Raw genomic sequence first — 23,360 nt, forward strand, 5'->3', positions numbered from 1 at the left:
TGACGGTTCTCTGCCCCTCTCCCACAGGAGAGGGGCGGTAAAGCGCAGAACCGCGGGGTGAGGCTGCTGTTATTCCCCTAACCGCACTGCATCCGATCCATCGGCCAAACGCACGCGCGTATTGGTGCTCGCATCATACAGCCCGACATAGAGCGTCCCCGGCTGCGGTTCGACGTTATACGTCAACGTATGAACGTCGATGACGAATTCGCCCGCCACCCAACCGGAAGTTGGGCGCTCGCCGGGATAGTGATCGCTTTGCGCGATGACCATGCCCTCGGCGCTGATCAACTGGGCGAACACGGTGTAATCGGTACTGATTTCGTCCGCGCCCGCCTGCCAGATCAGCGTCACCTGCGGCGGAGTGTCGCGGGTATACGGCGGTGCGCTGACCTTGTAGCCGATGAGTGCGCCGACGCCGGGAAATTCGACGTGCAGCGGCACCGTGTAATCCGGTGGTTCGGTGACTCTCGTCTCGGCTTCAAGCGTAAAACTGAGTAAGCGTTCTCCGCGGAAGTTCGTGAGTTCCCCAGGGCCGCTGTTGGCATCAATGGGAATGCGGACGAGGTGCCAGGCCAATGTCGGATAGCGGGCGGCGGGCGGCGCTAGTTGGATTGACCAGTTCTCTCCGCGTAATGTCAGCGTTTGCGGCGGAATATTCCACTGCACGCTGAACCTAATCAGATCGCCGTTCGTGACCATCGCGTTATTGTGCAGGTCGCCCTCGACGACAATATCGGACCACGCGTCGTTGTACGTCCATGTAGCGGTTGGTGCGTCCCACACGCCGAGCAGCAGATCGCGTCCTGAGGCGGGTTGATCGGCGGGTGGGGTCAAACCGGAGAGGTTACTCGCCTCATTGTACACACGCAGGTACAGCCGATACGTTCCGGCAGGTGCGCCATAGGGCAGACGGATCACAGGGTAGGCGCTGAGCGAGTCGCCGGGCGCAAGGCTTTCGCTGGTGCGCTGATTGGCGGTGGCGAATGGGGCATCGGCGCGCGCAATCTCCATGCCGAAATCGTTCTGCACGATGAGCTTGGCTTTAAGTTCGGCGGCGGTTGGCGCCAGCAGCGTGATCTGCACGGGGAGGCACAAGGCCGCCCCTGCATCGAGCGCGGGAATTGCACCGACCGCATCCACGCGGACGAGCGGTGTTCCCGCATTGTCGGTGAATACGGCGTTGAGCGGGGCGAAGTCCGGCGCCAGTGGCACCGACGAACGATACAGGTTGTTCGTCATGCCGTAAGTTGTGAATTGTTCAGGTGGCGTGAGTGTGCCGTGCTGCAAGACGCAGTCCAGCATGCCGCGATAGTCGGCGCGCTGCGTGTACCACATGTTGAGCGCCACGTCGCCGCTGGTGGGCAGCAGCGGCAGCACTTGATCAAGATCCGCGCCTTCGGGCAGGGTGACGCGCCGTGCTTGCACACTGAGTCGATCCCAGTAGTAGGCCAATTCGTAGCGATCCGCGTATGACCACGCCAGCACCGTGTCATCTGCCGTCAGGTGATCGGCGTAGTACTGCACCATGCCCCGGGCGTCGTCGTGACCGTAGAGTGGGTCTTGACCAAGCTGCCAACTCAAGGCAAACGGGATACCGAAAGCGATTACAGGGATGACACGCCAACGTTTTGGTAGCTGCGCGATAACTACACCGCATACGGTGAACAGGAGGGGCACGATCATCACGAGGTAGCGTCCATGCAGATCGTTGCCGAGCACGATCAGCGCGGCGACCAAACCCAGCGTTAGCACGAGCACATGTAAACCCAGCCACGCTGCGTGTCGTCGAATGACCAGCAGCGCCGCGATCATCACGGGAATGAGGGAGATATAGACAAGGAACATGAACCCGATGATCTCGCTCCGCAAAATGCTGTATGGTGCGATCAGGAAAGCCAGCCAGAGTTCGAAGATCAATGCGAATCCAATGTGAGGCGCGCTGGTGACGGCGGCGTTCGCTTCTGACAAGTTCAGGAAGCGCAGGACGAAGTAGGGCAGCCAGATCAGCCCGACGAGCACCTGACTGCTGATCCACCCGCGCCAGTGCGGGCGATCTGCTCTGCGCCGCACCAGCCACGCAATCAATGTGACGACATTCAGCCACAGTGCCGCAACGACGCCGGTGTTGTGCGCGTATAAGAGCAAGAGTTCGGCGACGATCAGCGCGAGCCATGCCGTGCGCGTCGGGCGCGTGAGCAGTCGCTGCCACGCCAGCGCCGCGATCAGGATCAGTACAGCGAGCAGGGTATACATGCGCGCTTCCTGCGCCGCCCACCACAGCTGCGCGGAGAGCGTCACGAGGAGCGCGGCATACCAGCCCTCCGATTCACCGGCGATCCGCTTGCCTAGCTGGTATGATAGAGGTATCGTAAGAAGAGAATTGAGCAGTGAGAATAACCGTAGGGAAAACTCGCTGTCGCCGAGTAAGTGCGCGTGAACGTTGAGCAGTACGTAGTACAACGGCGGGTTGGTGAGATCGGCATTGAAAGCGGCGATCAGGTTAGGCTGCACGGCCGCAAACGCCGACCAGCCTTCATCGAACCACAGGCTCTGGGTTTGCAGACCGAGGAGGCGGATGGCCGCCGCGAGCAGGATCAGTATGACGAGTCGAGTACGCATACGCAGACTTTAGTCGTTCGGCGGCGGATCGTCAACTGAATATCGTAAGAAACGGTTATAATCTCTTGCCTGTGAGCCTAGAACGGTTACAATCAAGCTGATTTAGTTGAGACGACTTATTGAGTTTCCTATGCCTGACGAGCAAGATTCGAAATTACCACCTGTACCTGCGGCATCGGGTTCGACTCCGCCGAAACCTACCACTCCCCCTGGGGATGCGTCGTCTCAACCTGCGGCTGAACCCGTAAGCGAGCAGCCGCCCAAGCCGGAGTCCGCGCCGAAACCGGAACCAGCCGCTGCGCCCAAACCCGAAGCGAAACCTGAGGCTGCGCCCAAGCCAGCGACTCCGCCAACGGTGGGTAAGCCGCTGTCGGCTGCGCCGCCCAAACCGGAACCGGGTGCGCCTGTTCCACCGCCAAAACCGGCACCAAGTCAACCGGTCAAGCCGGACGCCCCCAAGCCGACGGCTGCCTCGACCGAGCCGCCGAAACTGGCGACTCCGCCGACGGTCAGCAAGCCGCTGTCGGCTGCGCCGCCGTCCACACCCAAGCCGACGACCCCGCCGACGGTCAGCAAACCGCTGTCCGCGGCTCAACCGCCCGCGCCTAAGCCGGAAGTTCCGGCGTCTGCGCCCGCGCAGCCCGTCAAACCGGAGAGCGCCCCCAAGCCAACTGCCGCCTCGACCGAGCCGCCGAAGCCCGCGACCCCGCCGATGGTTAGCAAACCACTGTCCGCTGCGCCGCCGCCGAAACCAGAGTCCGCCGCCGCGCCGCCGTCACCCGCTAAACCCGCGCCGGCGAATGCTGCACCGGCACAGCCCGTCAAACCAGAAGCACCTGTTAAGCCCGCGGTCGCTGCGCCACCGCCGACCGTGCCGAAGCCGAGCGCCGCCGTCCCGCCAACGCCGCCCGTCGCGCCCGCGCCCAAAGAGACCGATAATCTGGCACTACCCGCCGCTGAAGCCGACAAAGTCCCGTCGACCGGCTCATTGGCTTCTCAAGCGAAGCAGGATGCTCCCATGCCAGCGAATCCGACCGGTGAACCAGCCAGCCCGTCCGCGACCAGTGTGCCGAATATCAAAACTGGGCAAATGCCCAAACCCGCCACGTCGACCAACACGCAGAAGTGCGCCGTGTGCGGCCACATCAACCGCGTTGGCGTGCTGGTATGCGAAAACTGCGGTACGAATCTGGTCACCGGGCGCGAAACGTCGGTTGGCACGAAGGACTTCGGCAAAGAGCCGGGCGATGACACCGAGAGCCATGAAGTCATGGTCAACACGGCGGGGTCCAGCCGTTTTGAAGACAACATGATGCTGCGCCTAGAAATTGATGGCGCGCCCACGCCGATTGTGATTTACCCGAAGACGGAAACGTCGCTGGGGCGGCGCGATCCCGGCACGGGGTCGTCACCGGATATTGATTTGACCGCCTATGCGGGGTATCGGCAGGGCGTGAGTCGCAATCACGCGATGCTGCGCCTGCGCGATAAAGTGCTGGAGATTTACGATTTAGGCAGCAGTAACGGGACGCTGGTGAACGGCGTGCGTTTGAATGCCCATCAACCGCATCCGCTGCGGGATGGTGATGAGGTGACGCTCGGCAAAATGGTCATTCGCGTGCTGTTTCAAGCGCGCAACACGCGTCCGCGCAGTTAGTAGCCTAGGATCTTCTGAATTTCCGCCGCCGCCTTCTTGGTGGCGAACAATACATGACTCAGGCGTGCCTTCTTGTCGACCAACACGGCGACGGAGGCACGTCCGGCGGGATAGACCACCATCACGCCTTCCTCACCTTCCATCAGCAGTCGTTCCAGTTCCCCTTGCGCCAACCGTCCGAGTGTGCGTTCAGCCAAGCCGATCAGCGTCGCGGACATCGCCGCTACCTGCGGACTGCTCGTGGGGTTTTCATGCGGGTTTTCCTCATCGCCGGGAGGGTAGGCAGCAACCAGCAGACCATCAATATTCACGATCACCGACGCTTTGACTCCGTCAACGGCGATATGCAGCGTCTTTAGTGTTCGCTCTAGGATTTCGCTCCGGTATTCCTGAGCCATTACCCCAACCTTCTTCCAGCCATTACGCGGTACATCTGTCTGTTTGTCAGTATATCCGAAAACCCCGAAAGTGCTCAATAAGGGTTCAACCCCGGCGCGCGTCTTCCTCGGCAAACTTGGCCAGCAGGTACTTTTCCGCGTCGGTGAGCTGCGCTTTCCTCAGCAAATCGGGACGCTGCCGCCATGTGCGGCGCAAGCCTTCCTCCCGCCGCCAGCGTTCAATGTCGCCGTGGTTGCCGTCCAGTAGGACTTTAGGCACACTCAAACCGCGGAATTCCGCCGGGCGCGTGTACTGCGGCCCTTCGAGGATGCCATCGGCATGACTCTCGCGATCCGCGCCGCCTTCCGCGCCTAGCACGCCGGGGATGTGCCGGATCACCGCGTCGACGATCACCATTGCGGGCAGCTCGCCGCCCGTGAGCACATAATCGCCAATGCTCACCTCATGCGTGATGACGAGTTCGCGCACGCGGTCGTCGATGCCTTCGTAGTGGCCGCACACAATGCCAAACCGTGGTTGCCTGGCCAGCCAGGTGGCCATGTCGTGCGAGAACAACTGCCCCTGCGGCGACATGAGCAGCACGGGCGTTTTCGGCTCTGGCGGCGCATCTGCCAGCACCGACTCGACCGCGTCCACGACCACCGTCGGCTTGAGCACCATGCCGCCGCCGCCGCCGTAGGGCGTGTCATCGACCGTGTGATGGCGATCGGTCGCCCAGTCGCGGATCTGATGCAGACGCAGATCCAGCAGTTGGCGGTCTTTCGCCTTCCACAGCATGCTTTCGGTCATGGGACCCTCGAACATCGAGGGGAACAGGGTGAAAATATCAATTCGCAGCATGGGGTATGGCCTCCGAGTCCTGCAATTCTAGCTTGCGTCTGGGGATTGCGCATCGCATAATTTGACGCGGGAGGCTTCATGAAACATTTGCTGCTGATCGCGCTGCTGCTGTTATCAGCGTGCAGCCTGAATACGCCCGCGCCGCCGCCCGATGTGCCGCACGTCGAGTTTTTGTTTCCGATGGAAGGCGTGTCGGTTAGCGCGGGAACCGATTTGCAGATCGGTCTGGTGGCCACCGATTCGACGGGGATTGCCCGTGTCGAACTGCTGATCGACGATTTGCCGCATCAGGAGGCGCATCCGGTCGAAGCGCCGACCGTGCCCGTCTTCACCGTTGATATGAATTGGCTGGCGCAGGGCGCGGGCGTGCATGTGCTGACCGCCACCGCGTACCGCTCGAACGGCACCGCGAGCGAACCCGCGATCATCCGGGTGAATGTAGTCGAGGGGAGCTGAGATGGCCTATCTGAAACGCGTGGAGGTCAAACCGAACCCGCCCGCCGAGAGCATCGGCAAACGGTTTGACGCCAATGAGTACGAACTGAACATTCAAGGCGGGCGCGTCGAGTGGGACGTGATCGACGAAGTCGAGGTGGCCAAAGCCGCCCGGGTGAGTTCTCCGGCGGGCTGGTTCGTCAAGAAGATTATGTACAGCGGCGGCGAGCGCTATCATGTGGGCGTGTTCTTCGGGCGGGGCGGCGAACTGGTGCTCACCAATATCACCGAGGAGCAGGCGCGCTACGTCGTGGAGACGGTCGCATATTATGCCAAGCAGCCGATCCGCTATACCGGAGTCGAGGGGTTCGTCGAAACCGTCGAATCGTGATTCTGCCGTGCTTTGCTGCTCTCCACCGCCTGCGTACACTTGTAGAGACGAGGCATGCCTCGTCCACGCTCTGTCTCAAAGGACGATATCGCCGTCGTCGCTACATCCCATTGCTCTTCACGCTCGGCTTGTTTCTCACCGCCTGCCAAGCCGCGCCGACCCGCTGGATCACGGTCGCCGAGGCCCAGCAGGGACGCGCGCCAGCGCTCTACGCCTTCGAAGATCGGCTGACGGCCGTGTGGGTCGGCGCGGATGCGACGGGCGTGCATCACGACGCGCGCCAAGTCCGCGAGGGCGAACTCACGCCCGTAACTGTGCTCCCGCTGCCGTCAACGCATCCCTACGATCAACGGCTGTATCCGGCGGGCAATGACGGCGCGTTCTATCTCCTGTGGTTGGATCGCGCAGGCGATGTGACAGCGCTCTACAGCGCGCGGATCGCGCCCGATCTCACCATTCAGCGCACTGCGCCTGTCTCCGATGGTCTCGCGCTGCGTTATAGTGCGATTCCCGATGGCGTGGGTGGGCTGTGGGTCGCGTGGAGCGGCGGACTGCCCTCTGAATTAACGCTCTACACGCGGCACATCGATGCGGAAGGTCGCCCGCTCGATCAGTTTCGCGTGGCGACGAATGCCGAATACCCGGCGCTGATCCGCACGAATGACGGTGGTATCTATCTCTTCTGGGTCCAAGCGGGGCAGGTCATGCGGGCCGAACTGGTGGATGGTGTACCGCTGGTGGTCGACAGCATCACCAGTGCGATCAGCCTCGCGCCGGGAGATCGCCTCTACGACTTCAGCGCCGCGCTCGACACCACGCACGCTTACATTTTCTGGAATGTGACCCGGGCCAGCGGGGAGATCGAAACGTGGTTTACGGCGGGTGGACTCGCTGCGCCGTTCTGGAGCGCACCCACTCGCCTGATGGGGGCTGGCGACGACGGTACTGTTGCTTTACGCTGGACAGCGCCCGCGGTGGGGCAATTGGACACACTGGCGGTGGCGGCGGAATCAGCAGCGGGGTTGGGGATGGCGGAACTGCGCGGCGGGGATGTGATCAACTATGACCTCGTCGTTCCCGATGTCTACTTAATCGGTACGCCCGCGCTGCTCATTCGCACGGATGGTTCGCGCGTGTTGGCGTGGTCAGTCCCCGAGGATCCCCGCGCAGACCTCAATCTACTCGAAATCGCCTCAGTGAACAGTTCACAGTTGCTGTAGTGATATGGGAACTGTTCACTGTAAACTGCTTTAGCAGGCATTCATCCGGTCGAAGATCTCGAGCAGTTCGCCCGCCGCCTCGTAGACCTCGGTGTAGTCGTTTTGGGCGGCGCGCTGCCGAGCGGCGACCAAGCCGCTGTGATGCACCTTGCGGAAATCGCCAAACGGGAACTTGTAGCGCGCCTTCGACTCTTCTTTCTCGTCCGTATCGATGGCGAGATACCACTTGGCGTAATCCGCCGCGCCATGCTGATCGAGATACTCGCTTTCCAGCTGTTCGGTCGGCTGCGCCGTTTTCCACTGGGTGTTGATGATGTACTTGCCCTCGTCAAGCAGTTGGTGGGCGTGGGCCAGTGCCTCACGGTTGACTTGTACCGCCATGCTACCTCTCCTCCGGCGCGTTTGACAGCGTCCGTGTTTGCACGGACGCTGGTCGAAACCGCGCTGTTCTTCCTATTGTTCATACGGTTTGTTATTCTGATGCTGCTGCCCGCCGTGCTCTTACGAGACCGAGCGGAAAATCACCGTGTAGGAGGTGAGCGCGCGTGCGCCGCCTTCCATCGTGCAGGGCACCGCCGACAGCGGCCGTGATACCGGATCGGAACGTCCGGGCATGTCGATCAGATAGTCGATGCCGGATTCCATCTGGAAATCAGCATAGCCCGCGCCGCGTTCCGGCTTCAGTCCCGTGAAGAAGCGGCTCTCGCCCCCGTCCCAGCGCGCGCGGATCTCCATGCCGGGGATACCGGTGCTGCCGTTCAATTCGACGACGAACACCTGAATGACCCCCGTATCGCAGGACGTATTGACCGAGACGAGCTCGAAATCGTTCTGTGGGATGCTCGTCGGCACGGCGACGAACAGCGGCGTCGGCGTCGCTTGATTTGCGGCGGGCGTCGGTGTTTTGGTTGCGGGTGGCGTCAGCGTGACGGTGGGCGTTGGCACATCAATTGACACGACGTTGTCGGGCGCGTCACCCGCCGGAATGATCTGGTCAGCGCAGCCGGTGCGCCCTTGCAGTTGATAGAAGCGCATCATCGCGCGGATGGCGTTGAGGCCGCTGGTGCTGTTGGCGTAACCGGTTGTCGCCAGTGAGCAGGCTGTATCTGCCACCGCCTGAATCGGATCGCCGCCCAACCGCAGGCCGACGAGGCGATTGATCGCCGCGCTGAGATCGCTGTCATAGGCGTAACTCATGGCGATCGCGACCATGTACTGCGTTTTATCGGCGCTGTCGAGCTGCCACGGCTCGGTATCGGTGACTTCGACGGGACTTAGTACCCACGTGTAGAGCAGCGCGCCGCCCACACCCAGAATCAGGCCGAGCAGGAGGCCGATAAACGAGAACGGTCGGCGTGACCGCTGGTATTTACGCGGAATAGCCTGGGGTTCGCTCATGGGGTTTGTCCTAGTGGGCGGTAGGGCTGCATGACCGGAGTCAACCGCCCGACGCCTTCCGCCAGCAGCACCAGCGCGCGAATATCTTCCAGGTCGCGCGAATTGCTGATGAACCGCTCCGCCGTCTCCTGCACATAGGCAGGAATATTCTCCACGCTCAGAAAGCGCAGCCGCTCCAGCGCACCATTGAGATCCCCGTCCGCGCGATAGCCTTCAGCCACCATGACCGTGTATTCGTCTTTATAGCGCTGGGCAAGAGCGCTGGTGGGACTGTCAATCGTTTGCGCTGGGAACTGCACCCAGCCGATGTACAGCCCAATCAGCGCGCCAAGAATCAGCGCGACCAGCAGCGAAAGAATAAATCGACCCATGTGTCCTCAATGCGTGCTTGCGTGCATTTCTGTATCAGGCTGTTATTAAAGCACGGGCGGGCACTCGACGCTAGATCAACGCCCCTACGACTTCGCGCCGATGACGCTGTCGAGGTAGGCGACATCCGGTCGTTTGGAGATGTAAATGTCGAGATTGTCGACATGGTTGGCTGATCGTGCCCGGCGCAGCTTGCGCGTCCACTCGACACCTATCCGATCACAAGCCGCGCAGAATAAGGCGATAATGTCCTCAGACGCGTTGGTGAATTGGTAGCGGGGATATTCGTAGGCTTTGCCTGCAACCTTGACCCGGTTCATGAAGCGTGAACCGTCACTGTGATACAGTCCGCGAAAGAATTCGAGCGGGTGCTGATCAACGATATTCTGCTGCCAGGCTTCGAGCACAATCGGGCGAGTATGCTTTTCACCCGTACCATGCTGTGGGAGTAAGAGATCCCAGTGTTTGTAGAAGACGCTCACATCGATGCAGCTAGGCAGATCATTGCGCCGACGATGAACTAAACCGATTTGGTTGTTTGGAAGGATTGTTTGGAGATCGGTGACGCATTTTTGGATGATCTGTGGGTACTTGGCGTCGAGAGTAATACGTAAACGCAGGGTTTTGCGAACAAGGGAAAGATTGCCGTCACCGAGGTACAGACCGAATATATACGCATAGGCCAGATGGAGATGAGCGTGGTCACCGCTTAGTTCGCCGCGCAGTTTCTGGATAAGCATGGGTTGAGTTTCGGATGCAATCCAAGCTTCAAATGCTTTCAGACTTCCAAAACGCTTGATACAATCACGAACGGTCGAACGAGGAATACCCGTGAATTGCTCAATTTCGCTTTTATTCCGGCCTTCGTCCCACAGGTTGAGAATTTTGCGATACTCACTGTAATCGCGCATGCGGTGTACCTTGATGATGAAGACGACCCACGAGGCTGAATGAATTGTATAGCAGCATTTCGGTACCGAGGCAACAAAAAACCGAGTTCTTGTACTCGGTTTTCTGTGGTAGGTGCCGGAGGTGGGAGTCGAACCCACAAGCCCGCAAGGGCGGCGCATTTTGAGTGCGCTATGGTTGCCATTTCATCACTCCGGCAACATATGTTTGTGTAAATTATTGGCCGATTTGACCATCTTTACACACCGATAATTCTAGGATTTCCCCTAACGATTGTCAATGGTGAGCATGGTAGACGACGAGCAGTTTCTGATTACAGCAGCGCAGCGTGGCGACCTCGATTCGTTCAACGCGCTCGTGCTCAAATACCAGAATGCCGCCTTTACGCTGGCGTACCGCATTATGGGCGAGACCTCCAGTGCGAATGACGCGGCGCAAGAGGCGATGATCACGGCGTATCGCCGCTTGAGCACGTTCCGCGGCGGCAGCTTTAAAGCGTGGCTCATGCGCATCGTGACCAATCGCTGCTATGATGAACTGCGCAAGCGGAAGCGGCAGCGCCAAACCACCTTCAGCGATCTCACGCCAGAGGATGCCGACGAGCCGCCGCTCGCCGATGAAACCGACACACCCGAAGAGATTGTGCAGTCGCGTGAACTCCAGCGCGCGGTGCAGCGCTGCATTGATCGCCTGAACCCCGACCAGAAGCTGGTGCTCGTGCTATGCGACATTGATGGCTTGGACTACGATGAAATCAGTGGGCAGGTGGGGGCAGCACTGGGCACGGTCAAGTCCCGCCTCAGCCGTGCCCGCGCCTCCGTTCGTGATTGTCTGACCTCGGTCAGGGAACTTTTACCCGCCGCCTATCGTCTAATCAGTGAACAGACGGAACCGTAAGCCCATGCCGCTCGATGACCGTGATCTAGAACTCCTATCTGCCTACATCGACAACGCCCTCACTGCCGAGGAGCGCGCCGGGATCGAGTCACGGCTTGCCGCCGATGCCGCTTTACGTCAGGAACTCGAACGTTTGCGCCTGACCAAGAACCTGATCGGCGCGCTGCCGATGCTGCAGCCACCGCGCCCGCTCACGGTGACACGCGCCATGGTGACACCCCATGTCCTGCGCTTTCCGGCGACGGTCGCTTTTAGTGCGTTGAGCGCAGCCGCCGCCGTGATCATGCTGCTGGCCGGGGTGATTCTGTTGTCGACGACGCAAGAACTTGATGAAACCGCGCAGTCTGTGGCGCAGGCACCAACTGCTGCCGCGACCTTGATCGAACTGACGGCAACCGACTCCGTGCAGTTGTACGCTCAGCAGGAAGCAGGTGGCGAGCCAGGCGGCGCAGCCAACCGGGGATGCGTTCAATGCGGTGCCTGCTGCCCTGCCGACGATGACGCTGGCCGAAGCGACTGGTGGTGAACTCGCGGGCGCGGCGGCGGCTGAACTCCCCGCGCCGATCCCGCAAGGGACGCTCGTGCCAGAGACGATATTGCCGTTTGGCGGGGTTGTGGTGACGACTGAAGCGCAGGATGCGGCGGCTGATATCATCGCGCCTTCACTGCGCCAGGCTGAATCGGCGACTGCCGAACCAGATGTCGCGCTCGAACTCGCGCCGATGGCGGCGATGATCGCCAGTGAGACGCCGACGCTTGCGCCGACCCTCGCTCCAGCCACGTTCACGCTCGAGCCGAGCGCGACTCTGCTGCCCACCCGCACGCCTATGCCAACCAGCGCGCCGACCGCCACGCCGATCCCGGAGCCAGCAGCAGCACGCGGCGATGGATCAAGTGTGGGAATTGCCCTGATCATCATCGCCGCGCTGTTGTTTGTGCTCTCCGCGACGGCTTTCATGCGGAGAAATGGGTAGAAGCGAACGGTTAGCTCAGAATCACCTGTTCCTGCCCGTTCAGGTCGTAGACCAAAAACGACATGTCGGGCACGGACAGCACCCCGTAACTGTGCGACGTAGGCCGCACATTATTGAACGTGTACAGCGAACCGGGATTGATCACACAGCCGTTTTGCACGCGCACATACAGCGGCACATGCGTATGCCCGGTGATCAACACGTCCACTTTCAGAGAGACGAGCATCATATTCAACAGCGTGTTCGACACATGATCCCGGTACAAGCCCCACAGGTTGTTCCCCGGCTTGCCGTGCGTCATGTACAAGCTCGCCCCGTCGAAATCACCGCGCCATTCCAGCGGCAGCGCCTTCAAATACGCTCGATTGTCCGCTGACAGACCGTAGCTCCACTCGTCGTGATTGCCGCGCACGGTCGCGATATTGCGGTCACGAATGGTCTGGACGACACGATCTGGATCTGGGCCGCGCCCGACGAGATCGCCCGCGCATAATACCGTCGTGACTTGATGCAGGCTTTCTAACTGGCGGAGTGCATTGTCGAGTGCTTCATAATCGCCATGAATGTCAGAAATGACGCCAATTTTCATCCTGAGAATCCTAAACGGGTCAAAAGTGAGTCTATTATAGCACTTTCCCGCTCATCCTTGAATCGCCGGGCTATAGAAGCGTTTTATGAAAGACTGCCGCGAATCCATGCGCTTTGTCCTTGAATGTGCTATCATCCACACTAGTGATCGAACTCATATGCAGTGACCCATGACCCAAATTTTGCTCATTCGACATGCCGTCAACGATTTCGTGAAGACGGGAAAACTGGCGGGATGGACACCTGAGGTTCACCTCAATGATGAGGGGAAGGCGCAGGCTGAAGCGTTGGGCAAGCGGTTGGCAGAGGTGCCGATCACGCAGATTTACGCCAGTCCGCTGGAGCGGACGATGGAAACCGCTGCCGCCGTCCAGCAGCATCACCCCAAGCTCCAAATTCAGCCGAATGAGGCGATTGGGGAAGTGCGGTACGGTGATTGGGAAGGCAAAGAGATCAGCGTACTGCAAAAGCGCAAGATGTGGCACGTTGTGCAGGAATACCCGTCACGCGCCTACTTCCCGAACGGCGAAACGATGCGCGGCGTGCAGATCCGTGCGGTGAATGAAATCGAACGTTTGGCGGCGCAGCACCCGCGTGAACTGGTCGCGGTCGTGTCACACGCTGACTTGATCAAGATGATTCTCGCGCACTTTTTAGGGATGCACCTCGACGCTTTCCAGCGCATTGTCGTGTCACCAGCGTCGATCAGCACGCTGATGCTCGGCTACGGGCGTCCGTATATCGGCACGATGAATGATGTCGCTCATATCGCGCAAATGGAGCGCGAGAAGAAACAACCAACCGCGTCCGATGGCGCACACGCACGGTGAGAATACATGCCGAATATCGAAATTGAACTGAACCCGGTTGACTTTATCACGGTGGGAACGATCGGCCCGAAAGGCCAGCGCGTCTTTCACTTGCAGGCGGCCAAAGGGACTGAAATGGTCTCGCTGGTGATCGAGAAAGAGCAGGCGTGGGCGCTTAGTGAGGCGATCCGTGAGCTGCTGCAGGATCTTGATAAGCGTTACCCCGGCAGCTCCACGGGCGAAAGCGTCCGCTACGGAATGGAACTCCGTGACCCGGTCGAACCGCTGTTCCGGGTGGCGCAGATGGGGTTGGGCTACGATGAAGATCGCAATATGGTCGTGTTGGTCGCGCAGGAACTGGTCGTGATTCAGGATGATGCGGATCCCGATGCAGTTCAGCCCGGGATTGTCCGGATGTGGTGCTCGCGTAATCAGATGCGCGTGCTCAGCGACCATGCGACGAGCACCGTGCAATCAGGTAGACCTGATCCCCGGCAAAACGGACGATTAGTGTATTACTGGACATAACCAATGAGCGAACAGGGTAACCCCCAGAAGCTTCCGCCGGACCGCATTCTAGAGGTAATGGAACAGGGCGAGGTCGACACGGAGCATGGAATCCTGCGCTGGAGTTCAAATTACGCGTTTCTCGTCACGATCCGACTTGGTGACGACGCGGTAAACGCGGTCTACAAGCCGCAGCGAGGCGAACGTCCGCTGTGGGACTTTCCCGATGGTACGCTGTGCTACCGGGAAACCGCGGCATTTGTCACCTCCAAAGAGATCTGCTGGGAAGTTGTGCCGCCGACCGTGCTGCGTGAGGGGCCGCGGGGGATCGGCTCATTCCAGTATTTCATCGATCACGATCCGCAGGTCAACTACTTCTCGTTTGACGAGACCATGATGCCGCAGCTCAAGCGGATGGCACTGTTCGACTACATCGTGAACAACGCCGACCGCAAGGGCGGTCACTGCCTCGTGGACAGCGAAGGCCATTTGTGGGGCATTGATCATGGCATTACCTTCAACTCGGTGCACAAGCTGCGCACGGTGATCTGGGACTTCGCCGGACAACCCATCGGCGATGCGCTGCTCGGCGATATCAACCGCCTGTGTTCCATCCTCGACGATGTGACCACACCGTATGCCCAGACGATGCACAAACTGCTCTCCGGTTCGGAGATCCGCGCGTTTCAGAACCGCCTCCGCCATGTGCTTAAACATCGGCGTTACCCTCAGCCCGGCCCCGGCCCGAATTATCCGTGGCCGCCCGTTTAGTCAACCTGAAAACCATGGACGAGGGCAGCCTCGTCCTTTTGATTCGCGAGAATCACGGTATTTTGTGCACATATGACAAAAATTGTTCTTAACAATCTTTTGCACCTGCATTACGCGGATGATAAACTCGCCCTGTAGAATAGTCGGTTGATTGCTATTTTCATTTAGGAGGCTGTTAGATGCGCAAGCTCACTTTACTGGTCTGCATTCTGCTGCTCGTCGTCCTGCCGGCGGCCGCCCAGGAGGATACGTTCTCCATCACCATTTTGCATACGAACGATACCCATTCGTGGCATGAGCCGGGCAGCACCGGCGACGGCGGCGCGGCGCGCCTGGCTTCGGTCGTGAATCAGGTGCGGGCGTCGCGCGACAACGTCCTGCTGCTGGATGGCGGCGACCGCTTCACCGGGACGTTGTTCCATGTGCAGTGGCGCGGTCAGGATCAGGTGCAGGTCATGAACGCCATCGGCTATGACGCGATGACCCTCGGCAACCACGAATTCGACGATGGCGAAGAAGTGCTCTACAACTTCGTCAGCCAGCTCGACTTCCCAGCGGTGAGCGCCAACATCGTCGATTGGGGTTCGTTCACCGAACTGGACGAACTGATCAATGCGTTTGCGGTGCTTGACGTCAACGGCCAGCAGATCGGCGTGATCGGCCTGACGACCCCGGAAACCCCTGAACTGACCAAGGCCAGTGACGAAATCCAGTTCAGTGCGGATCTGGTCGCGGTGACGCAGGCGGCGGTCGATGAACTGACCGCGCAGGGCGTCAACAAAATCGTCCTGATCACGCACATCGGCCTCGATCTGGATCGCGAAGTCGCGGCGGGCGTGACGGGCGTGGACGTGATCGTCGGCGGTCACAGCCATACACTGCTCGGCAACGTCTATCAGGCGGCGGTCGAAGGCTACCCGGTCATCATGGAAAACCCCGAAGGCGCGCCGGTTTACATCGTGCAGGCGGGCAGCAACAGCACTTATGTTGGTCGGCTGGATGTCACGTTTGACGCGGAAGGCGTCGTGACGGCGGCGACGGGCGATACGATCCTGCTGTCACGCTATATTACGCCCGACCCAGCGCTCGAAGAAATCGTCACCGAACTCGCTGGCCCGGTTGAAGAACTGCGCGCGACCCCCGCGGGCGCGGAAGCGACGGTTGCTCTGAACGGTGATCGCCGTGTGTGCCGCGTGGAAGAATGCAACCTCGGCAACTTGATCGCTGATGCGATGCGCGCGGAAACCGGCGCTCAGATCGCCATCACCAATGGCGGCGGCATCCGTGCCAGCATCGATGAAGGCGACGTGACGGTTGGTGAAGTCGTGAACGTGCTGCCGTTCGGCAATCTCGTCTCGACCTTTGAACTGACGGGCGCGGATGTGATTGCGGCGCTCGAAAATGGCGTTTCGCGCGTGGTGGTGGATGCCGGCAACGTCGTGCGGGATGGCGCGGCTGGGCGCTTCCCGCAGGTCTCCGGCCTGCACTTCACGTGGGATCCGACCCTCGAAGCGGGCAGCCGCATCGTGAGCGTGGAAGTTCAGAACGAGGCGGGTGAATGGGTGGCGCTTGACCCCGCCGCGACCTACACCGTCGCCAGCAACGACTTCATGCGCGGTGGTGGTGATGGCTACACCGTCTTCACTGAAAACGCGGTCAATGCCTACGATTACGGCAAGCCGCTGGATCAGGTTCTGCGCGAATTCATGGCGGCGAACACGCCGGTCGCTTATGAGACGGAAGGACGTATCACCATCGTCAACGCGACCCTGCCTCCGGCGTAAGCTTAACTGTCTTCGGGGTAAGGTTTGCCTTATCCCGACATAACTCCGATGCACGTAACGGGTGTTTCCCTAGGGAAATACCCGTTTTATTTCTGGCGATCGGCAATTCGTAAATCTTCTTTGTGTAAACTTTTCCTGTTCTCGCTAAAATGAATATAGCGACTACACCGGGGAGAGCAGAGTGTCCAGCGATTTTGCGCGCGAACTACGTCAACAGGGGATTACGGCGGCGAAGGCGGGGAACAAGGACGAAGCGCGCCGCTTATTGCAGCAGTCGATTCGCCTCGAACCCGACAATGAGTCCGGGTGGCTGTGGCTGGCCAGCGTGGCGCGCGATGCGCAAGAACGTGTGTTTTGTCTAAACCGGATTCTGGAAATCAACCCGAACAACGAAACGGCGCAGAAAGCGCTGGAAGGCTTGCAGGCGGCCTCGACGACGCCCCAAGCTCCGGCGCAGCCCTCGATGGTCAAACGACTGCCAAATGCGCCAGATACCAAGAAAGCTGCCGCTGAAGAAACCGCGCGCACGCAAACTCCCGGCGTGCCGCTGCCATCGGCTGACCGACTCACCGAGGCGCAGCAAGCCCTTGACGCGATCATCCGGCGGTCGCTCGAACCCGTGCCGAACACCATCAAATGGACGCACAAGACGCGCAACCGCGCGGGCGAACGTGACATCATCATCTATCGTATGTATGTGGGAGCGGCAGCCTTTGCCGTGTTCGTCGTCTTCGCCATCATTGCAATTTACGCGGTGAACACCAACGACACCCTACGCGGCGTGGTCTACGGACCGAGCGCCACGCCGACCTTCACCCCCACGGCATCGCTCACACCGACCTATGGGCTGACGCCGACACCCTCGCCGACGCCGCGCCTGACGTGGACGCCGACGGATCGCCCTCCGAACGTTCTGCCGACCTCGAATCCGTACAGCTTCCCGCGCGCGACGCAGGTCTACCCGCAAATCTTTGAGGCACCGCTCGCGCAGGCCTACCAGTTGATGCTGGCGGGCGATATTCCGCGCGCGCTGCCCACGCTCGAAGCCGAACGCCGCGCTAGCGTGGATGGCCGCTTCGACGCGAACCCGTATTACTATCAGGCGCTGGCGCGCATTATGCAGGGGCGCTACAGCGAAGCGATCAACATCCTCGAAGATGCGGAAGAACGCCTTGAGGAACGCCCCGACGAACCGAGCTTCCGCGCGCTGGTCGAATCCGGGTATGCGCAGGCCTACTGGGGACAGGCCAAAGAGGCGCTGGACGCGGGCAATCCGCAGGCCGCCGCGCCGATCCTTGAAGACATGCAGACGCATGCCGAAGCCGCCATCGAACGCGATTTCCGCATGGTCGCGCCGTATCTCGTGCTGATCGAAGCGAACACCCGCCAGCGGCGGCTGAGCGTGGCGCTCGAAGTGGTCAATACGGCGTTGGCGCATGAGGAATTGGCGGCGAACACTGTCTTGATCATGCAAAAGGCGCAGATCCTGTACGCACAAGGCGCTGACGAAGAGGCGCTGTATCAGGCGTTCCTCGCTCGTTACGTCGATCCGTCCACCGAAGACGCCTACCGTCTGCAAGTGGAGATCTCCATGGATCGCCGCCAGTACGGTCAGGCTGTCCTATACGCGCAGGATTACCTGTTCTACTTCCCCGGCAAGACGGAAGCGCATCGCTTGCTGGCGGAAGCGCATATCGCCGAGGGCAGTGACGACCTCGCGCTGCAAATTATCGAGCGTGGGTTGCAAGCGAACACCGACGATCCCGACACGCTGGAAATGCTGCGCGCCCGCGCCGCCATCTACCTGAATCGCCGCCAGTACGACCTCGCGCTGGCCGACTATCAGCGCATTCTCGACGCTGACCCGGTGACGCAAGACCGCGTCAACTATGTGCGCGCAGCCTACTTCGCCGGGCAAACGAGCGATGCCCGCAGCGCCGCCGAGTCGCTGCTGACACGCGGTCAGAGCACCAACGGCACGGTTAATCTGTTCATGGGCCGCATACTGGCGGAGAGCGCTGACTCCAGCGACAGCGAAACGCTGCAGCAGGCGCAGACCTATCTCACGCAGGCGGCGGCCTCATTGACTTCGCGGGATGACCGCGCGACAGCGCAGGAATACCTCGCTCGCGTGCAGTTGAGCCTCGGCGATACCGAAGCGGCGCTCGAAGCGATCAACAGCGCGTTGAACGTGGCGGATACCGCACGGCGGCGGTACGTCCGCGCGCAGATTCTGCTCGAAACGGGCGATGCAGCGGGCGCGTTGGCCGACTACGAATGGGTTCTGGCGTGGAGCGAAGTCTTCCCGTTCAACTTCCGCGACGCGGAGTTGGAGACGCGTTTCACCGATCTCAGAGACGCGCAGACCGAGTCATAAAAGCGGACAGACACCCGTACAGCCCAGCAGAAATAGCAATCAAACGGACGAGCCGAGCGCTCGTCCGTTTTGTTTGTTGTAGAAGCTATTCGAGTTCGGGCAGCACGAACAGATCGCTGGTTTTGAGCATCAAGCCGGGGAAAAGAGCGGTTGTGTCGATCACATCATCGCCCGTGTAGACGTGGATCGTCTTCGGGTCACTGCTGCGGTACTGGTAAACCTCTTGGGCGTCGGGGAACAACACCCACACTTCCTCGGAACCATAACGCAGATAGTCGCGGACTTTCGCCAGCGTGACCGTCTCAGTTTCGCTCGGCGAGATCACTTCGACGGCCAGATTTGGCGCACCCGGAAACGGACGCTTGCGGTCGAAATCTTTCGGGAAGCGTCCGCGACGGATGAACGACACATCCGGGATACGGGCGATTTCTAGTCCCTCGGCTTCGTTTCGCGCCAGCACATAGATCAAGTTGTCAGGATGCACATAGCCGAGCTTGCGATCTCGCACAATCGAGTCGAGCAGTTTGGCAACATGAAATGTGAGTTCCGAATGTTCATACCCGACTGGACTCATCGGCACTAACTCCCCATTGGCGACTTCAAAGAATTTACCCTCACTGTCCAAGCGGATCAGTTCGTCTTCCGTGATGACAGATAGGCGCGCTTGTGGATTCGCGGTCATGTACCCATGCTCCTCACTCTCCACACCATTATAGCGTTGAATTAGTCAGGGGATTGAACTCAACCTCACTGTAGGAGCGAGCCTTGTCCCGCCCGTCTCTTGGGCGAGGCTCGCCTCGCCCCTACAACTGTTGTGCTAGAAATCTACCGAAACATCGGTTCTACGAGACCTACCCCTCGTCGAAGCGTGTGCCGAGCGCCGCCGGGGGATCGCTGCGCAAGACGCCGCGCATGGCTGTTTGCAGCGGGCGGGGCATGATTTGCAGCAGGCGTTCGATAGCGCCGCTGCTCACCAGCACCAGCGTGATGATCATGAGCAGCCACGGCAGGCCGTTGAGCAGCACCAGCGGAATTTGAATGTCGGGCGAGCGCTGAATCGCCGAGGAGAGCGAGCGCAGCCCGGCGAACAGATACGCGCCGAGCACCACGCGGAACGGATGCCAGCCGCCGAAGATCACAATGGCCAGCGCGATCCAGCCGTCGCCGCGCATCACGGGCGGCGTTGACCAGCCCGGCTTGACGGCCAGCGAATAGGCCGCGCCCGCCAGCCCGACCAGCGCGCCGCCGATCATCGTGTACAGGTAGCGCTGCCGGTTGACGTTCGTGCCACGGGCAAAGGCCGCCGCGGGACGTTCGCCAATGGCGCGCAGCGATAAGCCGGTGCGCGTGTGGAACAGCACATACCACGTCACAAAAATCAGCACATAGCTGAAGTAGACCAGCGGCTCGTGATTGAAGAAGATTTCCCCGACGACGGGAATATCCTTCAGCACGGGGATGGGAACGTAGGGCAGGGTCGGGCCGGGGATGCGCGTGTAGTCCTGACCGAGGAACTGCGCGAGATCAGCGGTGAGCAGCGTCAGCACGAAGCCGACCGCGACCTGATCCTGCCGTAGTTCAATCCCGGCTAACGCGACAATCAACGCTACGACCGCCCCCGCGATCATCGCCGCGATGAGGCCGAGCGCCAGACTTTGCGTGGTCAGCGCGGTCACAAAACCGATCATCGCGGCCAGCGCCAGTGACCCATCAAGCGAAAGGTTAGTCACGCCCGCGCGTTCCGTGATCGTTTCGCCAATCCCGGCGATCACCAGCGGCGTCGCGTTGGCGACCACGCTGTTCAGAATATTGATTAAGCTCTCATCCATGCTCTTGCGTCCTCTGGATTTCGACGGTGGCGGTCGGTTTCGGCGTTTCCACGCCCGTAGGTTCAGGGGTAAAGCGCTGACGCAGGCCGTTGGAGAGCAGCACGAGCAGGACGATGAAGCCCTGCAGCACGCCGGCCAGCGATTGATCGAGCTGGAGGGCGACTTTCAAGCGGGTGCTGCCCGCGAGGATCACCGCAAAGGCCAACCCGACGAGGGTGGCGAACAGCGGACGCAGGCCAACCAGCAGTACGACCAGCAGCGCGAGAAAGCCAATGCCGCCAGACGCCAGCGGACGCAGGCTTTCGTAGGTGAACAGCACCCGATACGACCCGGCGATGCCCGCCAGCGCGCCGCACACGACGAGCGCGGAGATCGCGCTGCGATTGGTCGGCACGCCGAGCAGCAGCGCGGAGCGGCTGTTCTTGCCCGTCGCTTTGAGCTGCAAACCCCAGCGCGTCCCGCTCAGGGCGAAGGTGATGAGCACCAAACCAGCGGTGACGAGCAGCAGCGCGATCAAGCTGACGGGGAATTCGGGAGAAATCGGCGGCAGCACGGCGGATTCTTTGAAGGGCGCGGTCGCCTGCGCGGTGCCGCCTGACGGCGGCGCCCACGGGCCAGAGATCAGATAGATCGCCCACACGTTCGCGAGCGCGTTGAGCGCTACACCGCCGAAAATCTCGTGCACGGCCAAGCGCGTCTTGAGGAAGCCGACCAGCCCCGCCCACAGCGCGCCGCCGAGCATGGCGAGCAGAATTTCCACGACGATCAGCACCGGGCCGGGCAGGTCGATGAAGAGGGCGGCATACGACGCGAAGACCGCGCCGACCATCATTTGCCCTTCAACGCCGATATTCCACAGCCCCGCCGTGAACGTGACGATCAAACCGAGGCTGCACAGCGCCAGCGGAATCCAGAAATTGACGACACCGGCAAAGGCCCGGGAGTCGCGGAATGCGCCTTCGGTGACGGCGACGAACACGTCCACCGGGTTGCTGCCCACGGCGATGATCAACACAGAGGTGATCACCAGTGAGGCGATGATCGGCAGCAGCGCGAAGCCGACGGATAACCATGTGCGATTTTTCATGATACGGCTGCCTTCTCAAAGTGGCCGCCGATCAAACGGCCGAGTTCATCGATGTTCGTTTGGCGGGCATCCGGAATTTCGACGATGTGCCCCGCGTAAGCGACGAAAATCCGGTCGCTGTAGGTGACGAGTTCGTCGAGGTCGGGCGATGAGAACAGAATCGCTGTCCCACGTTCACGGCGTTCGAGTAACTGCTGCCAGATCCACTGCGCCGAGTCGACGTCGAGGCCGCGCGTCGGTTGTTCGAGCGCCATGAGGATGGGCTGTTCCGGCATCAACGCCATGAGCAGGCGCTGCTGATTGCCGCCGGAAAGCTGTTCGATCAGGCTGTCTGGACGACCGCGCACATTGTACTGCTTGAGCTTCTGGTCGGTGAGTGACTTGGCGCGCGCCCAATCCACCAGACTCTTATTTTCTGTGGTCAGCGCGATGTGTTCGGTGAGCGTCAGCCCGGCGATCAAGCCCTCTTCGAGACGACCCGCCGCGCCGAATGCTACGCCCGCCGCGAGGAAATCGCGATAACTTTTGCCCGTGATATCCGTTTCGCCTAAGTGAATGTGACCGTGCGCGGCTTTGACCAGCCCAGCACATGCCCGCAGGATCAACTCCTGACCGCTTTCTTCCAACCCGGCCAGCCCGATCACTTCACAGGCGCGGATTTTCATGCTGAAATTGCTCACCGTGACCCGTTTGCCCCGCAGCGTGACGTTGTCGAGCGCGATCGCCGTTTTCGGGTTGACGAGGCATTCGTGCGCGGGCGGCGCGAGTTCCTGGCCGAACATCAGGCGCACGAGCTGTTCCATCGTCGCCGGGAGCTGCAGCGTCCCGACGAGCCGCCCGCCGCGCAGCACGACCACGCTGTCGCACAGGGCGATCACATCTTCTAATTTGTGCGACACGAGCAGCACGCTCATGCCGTCGTTGCGCGCCAATTCACGCAGCGCTTGGAACAAAATAGTTTTTTGTTCGGCGGAAATCCCGGTCGTCGGCTCGTCGAGGATCAACGTGCGCACGCCCATCGAGAGCAGACGCACAATCTCCAACTGCTGCCGCTGACCAATGCTCAACGCGGCAATTGGCTGATCGGGATCGAGTTCAAAGCCCAGCCGCGCCGAGATCGATTTCAACCGTTCCCGCCATTTACGCGGGGAGTAAAAGAAACCAACATTTTGACCATAAACGAAATTTTCTAAAACCGTGAACGCAGGGATATCCAGCGGGTCTTGCTGCAGCATGCCGATCCCGGCAGCAATCGCGCCCTGCGGCGTGTGGTAACTGGCGGGTTTGGCGTCGAGGATGATGTCACCGCTGTCGGCGGGCTGATAGCCGGAAAGAATCTTCATCAAGGTCGACTTGCCCGCGCCGTTTTCGCCTAGCACCGCGACGATTTTCCCGGCGTCGACCGTCATGCTGATGTCATTGTTGGCGTGAACCGGGCCGAACCGTTTGTGAATATGCCTGAGTTCGATCTTCATTGGGGAGCTTTCTCACAGCTAG

At 60.5% G+C, this 23,360-nt stretch carries 24 protein-coding genes and 1 tRNA gene; 12 read left to right on the forward strand and 13 right to left on the reverse strand.

The features are described 5' to 3' along the window. Positions 1-69: 69 nt before the first annotated feature. Positions 70-2,622 carry a glycosyltransferase family 39 protein gene (locus IPK17_RS31665; protein WP_343421730.1) on the reverse strand — a complete coding sequence of 851 codons (2,553 nt, stop codon included), beginning with the start codon at positions 2,620-2,622 and terminating at the stop codon, positions 70-72. 130 nt (positions 2,623-2,752) lie between these two features. Between IPK17_RS31665 and IPK17_RS31670 the strand changes: the two genes are divergently transcribed. Continuing rightward, positions 2,753-4,279: an FHA domain-containing protein gene (locus IPK17_RS31670; RefSeq protein ID WP_343421731.1), complete on the forward strand. Its 1,527-nt coding sequence runs from the start codon at positions 2,753-2,755 to the stop codon at positions 4,277-4,279. On the opposite strand, the gene IPK17_RS31675 is transcribed toward IPK17_RS31670, so the two are convergent. Together IPK17_RS31675 and trmD are read right to left on the reverse strand one after the other, a co-directional pair. Beyond that, positions 4,276-4,677: a roadblock/LC7 domain-containing protein gene (locus tag IPK17_RS31675; protein WP_343421732.1), complete on the reverse strand. Its 402-nt coding sequence runs from the start codon at positions 4,675-4,677 to the stop codon at positions 4,276-4,278. The two genes, IPK17_RS31670 and IPK17_RS31675, sit on opposite strands and share 4 nt — an antisense overlap. An 85-nt stretch (positions 4,678-4,762) precedes the next feature. After that, positions 4,763-5,515, reverse strand: coding sequence for a tRNA (guanosine(37)-N1)-methyltransferase TrmD (gene trmD / locus IPK17_RS31680; protein WP_343422583.1), 753 nt, complete (start codon positions 5,513-5,515; stop codon positions 4,763-4,765). 81 nt (positions 5,516-5,596) lie between these two features. Here trmD and IPK17_RS31685 point away from each other — a divergent pair, with 81 nt between their 5' ends. From IPK17_RS31685 to IPK17_RS31695, 3 genes are all read left to right on the forward strand, one after another. Further along, positions 5,597-5,974, forward strand: a complete 378-nt coding sequence (locus IPK17_RS31685; protein WP_343421733.1) for an Ig-like domain-containing protein — start codon at positions 5,597-5,599, stop codon at positions 5,972-5,974. Between the two features lies 1 nt (position 5,975). Then, positions 5,976-6,344 carry a hypothetical protein gene (locus IPK17_RS31690; protein WP_343421734.1) on the forward strand — a complete coding sequence of 123 codons (369 nt, stop codon included), beginning with the start codon at positions 5,976-5,978 and terminating at the stop codon, positions 6,342-6,344. A gap of 110 nt (positions 6,345-6,454) precedes the next feature. Next, positions 6,455-7,564 (forward strand): hypothetical protein, encoded by a 1,110-nt coding sequence (locus IPK17_RS31695; RefSeq protein ID WP_343421735.1) that lies wholly within the window; start codon positions 6,455-6,457, stop codon positions 7,562-7,564. Between the two features lie 30 nt (positions 7,565-7,594). On the opposite strand, the gene IPK17_RS31700 is transcribed toward IPK17_RS31695, so the two are convergent. The 5 genes from IPK17_RS31700 to IPK17_RS31720 form a co-directional block, all read right to left on the reverse strand. Beyond that, positions 7,595-7,945: a hypothetical protein gene (locus IPK17_RS31700; RefSeq protein ID WP_343421736.1), complete on the reverse strand. Its 351-nt coding sequence runs from the start codon at positions 7,943-7,945 to the stop codon at positions 7,595-7,597. A gap of 120 nt (positions 7,946-8,065) precedes the next feature. After that, on the reverse strand, positions 8,066-8,962 hold the full coding sequence (locus tag IPK17_RS31705; RefSeq protein ID WP_343421737.1) for a hypothetical protein: 897 nt from the start codon (positions 8,960-8,962) through the stop codon (positions 8,066-8,068). After that, positions 8,959-9,333: a hypothetical protein gene (locus tag IPK17_RS31710; RefSeq protein ID WP_343421738.1), complete on the reverse strand. Its 375-nt coding sequence runs from the start codon at positions 9,331-9,333 to the stop codon at positions 8,959-8,961. The genes IPK17_RS31705 and IPK17_RS31710 overlap by 4 nt, the downstream gene beginning before the upstream one ends. An 84-nt stretch (positions 9,334-9,417) precedes the next feature. Continuing rightward, positions 9,418-10,242: a hypothetical protein gene (locus tag IPK17_RS31715; RefSeq protein ID WP_343421739.1), complete on the reverse strand. Its 825-nt coding sequence runs from the start codon at positions 10,240-10,242 to the stop codon at positions 9,418-9,420. Positions 10,243-10,355: 113 nt separating this feature from the next. Beyond that, positions 10,356-10,438: transfer RNA gene (locus tag IPK17_RS31720), tRNA-Leu, on the reverse strand. 81 nt (positions 10,439-10,519) lie between these two features. Here IPK17_RS31720 and IPK17_RS31725 point away from each other — a divergent pair. Genes IPK17_RS31725 through IPK17_RS31735 form a run of 3 tightly spaced genes read left to right on the forward strand, consistent with a single transcriptional unit; the run spans position 10,520 to position 12,111 of the window. Beyond that, positions 10,520-11,137, forward strand: coding sequence for an RNA polymerase sigma factor (locus tag IPK17_RS31725; RefSeq protein ID WP_343421740.1), 618 nt, complete (start codon positions 10,520-10,522; stop codon positions 11,135-11,137). A gap of 4 nt (positions 11,138-11,141) precedes the next feature. Next, positions 11,142-11,663 carry an anti-sigma factor gene (locus IPK17_RS31730; protein ID WP_343421741.1) on the forward strand — a complete coding sequence of 174 codons (522 nt, stop codon included), beginning with the start codon at positions 11,142-11,144 and terminating at the stop codon, positions 11,661-11,663. Further along, a complete protein-coding gene (locus IPK17_RS31735; RefSeq protein WP_343421742.1) occupies positions 11,569-12,111 on the forward strand; it encodes a hypothetical protein in 543 nt (180 codons plus the stop codon). The genes IPK17_RS31730 and IPK17_RS31735 overlap by 95 nt, the downstream gene beginning before the upstream one ends. A gap of 10 nt (positions 12,112-12,121) precedes the next feature. Here the strand turns inward: IPK17_RS31735 and IPK17_RS31740 are convergent, their stop codons facing one another. After that, complete coding sequence (locus IPK17_RS31740) at positions 12,122-12,700, reverse strand: metallophosphoesterase family protein (protein ID WP_343421743.1); 579 nt, start codon at positions 12,698-12,700, stop codon at positions 12,122-12,124. A 169-nt stretch (positions 12,701-12,869) separates the two neighbouring features. Here IPK17_RS31740 and IPK17_RS31745 point away from each other — a divergent pair, with 169 nt between their 5' ends. The 5 genes from IPK17_RS31745 (at position 12,870) to IPK17_RS31765 (ending at position 18,947) form a co-directional block, all read left to right on the forward strand. Beyond that, positions 12,870-13,529, forward strand: coding sequence for an MSMEG_4193 family putative phosphomutase (locus IPK17_RS31745; RefSeq protein WP_343421744.1), 660 nt, complete (start codon positions 12,870-12,872; stop codon positions 13,527-13,529). Between the two features lie 6 nt (positions 13,530-13,535). Then, positions 13,536-14,036, forward strand: a complete 501-nt coding sequence (locus tag IPK17_RS31750; RefSeq protein ID WP_343421745.1) for a DUF3090 family protein — start codon at positions 13,536-13,538, stop codon at positions 14,034-14,036. Between the two features lie 57 nt (positions 14,037-14,093). Further along, positions 14,094-14,786: an SCO1664 family protein gene (locus IPK17_RS31755; protein WP_343421746.1), complete on the forward strand. Its 693-nt coding sequence runs from the start codon at positions 14,094-14,096 to the stop codon at positions 14,784-14,786. A gap of 179 nt (positions 14,787-14,965) precedes the next feature. Beyond that, positions 14,966-16,570 (forward strand): bifunctional metallophosphatase/5'-nucleotidase, encoded by a 1,605-nt coding sequence (locus IPK17_RS31760; RefSeq protein ID WP_343421747.1) that lies wholly within the window; start codon positions 14,966-14,968, stop codon positions 16,568-16,570. A 181-nt stretch (positions 16,571-16,751) separates the two neighbouring features. Continuing rightward, complete coding sequence (locus IPK17_RS31765) at positions 16,752-18,947, forward strand: tetratricopeptide repeat protein (protein WP_343421748.1); 2,196 nt, start codon at positions 16,752-16,754, stop codon at positions 18,945-18,947. An 85-nt stretch (positions 18,948-19,032) separates the two neighbouring features. On the opposite strand, the gene IPK17_RS31770 is transcribed toward IPK17_RS31765, so the two are convergent. From IPK17_RS31770 to IPK17_RS31785, 4 genes are all read right to left on the reverse strand, one after another. Next, a complete protein-coding gene (locus IPK17_RS31770) occupies positions 19,033-19,629 on the reverse strand; it encodes a Uma2 family endonuclease (protein WP_343421749.1) in 597 nt (198 codons plus the stop codon). 169 nt (positions 19,630-19,798) lie between these two features. After that, positions 19,799-20,776: an ABC transporter permease gene (locus IPK17_RS31775; RefSeq protein WP_343421750.1), complete on the reverse strand. Its 978-nt coding sequence runs from the start codon at positions 20,774-20,776 to the stop codon at positions 19,799-19,801. Continuing rightward, the gene (locus IPK17_RS31780; RefSeq protein WP_343421751.1) at positions 20,769-21,863 is read right to left on the reverse strand and encodes an ABC transporter permease; all 1,095 of its coding nucleotides are present in this window, start codon (positions 21,861-21,863) and stop codon (positions 20,769-20,771) included. Before IPK17_RS31780 ends, IPK17_RS31775 begins: the two co-directional genes overlap by 8 nt. Beyond that, positions 21,860-23,338, reverse strand: coding sequence for an ABC transporter ATP-binding protein (locus IPK17_RS31785; RefSeq protein ID WP_343421752.1), 1,479 nt, complete (start codon positions 23,336-23,338; stop codon positions 21,860-21,862). Before IPK17_RS31785 ends, IPK17_RS31780 begins: the two co-directional genes overlap by 4 nt. Between the last annotated feature and the right edge of the window lie 22 nt (positions 23,339-23,360).

It is taken from the genome of Candidatus Flexifilum breve (assembly GCF_016713355.1).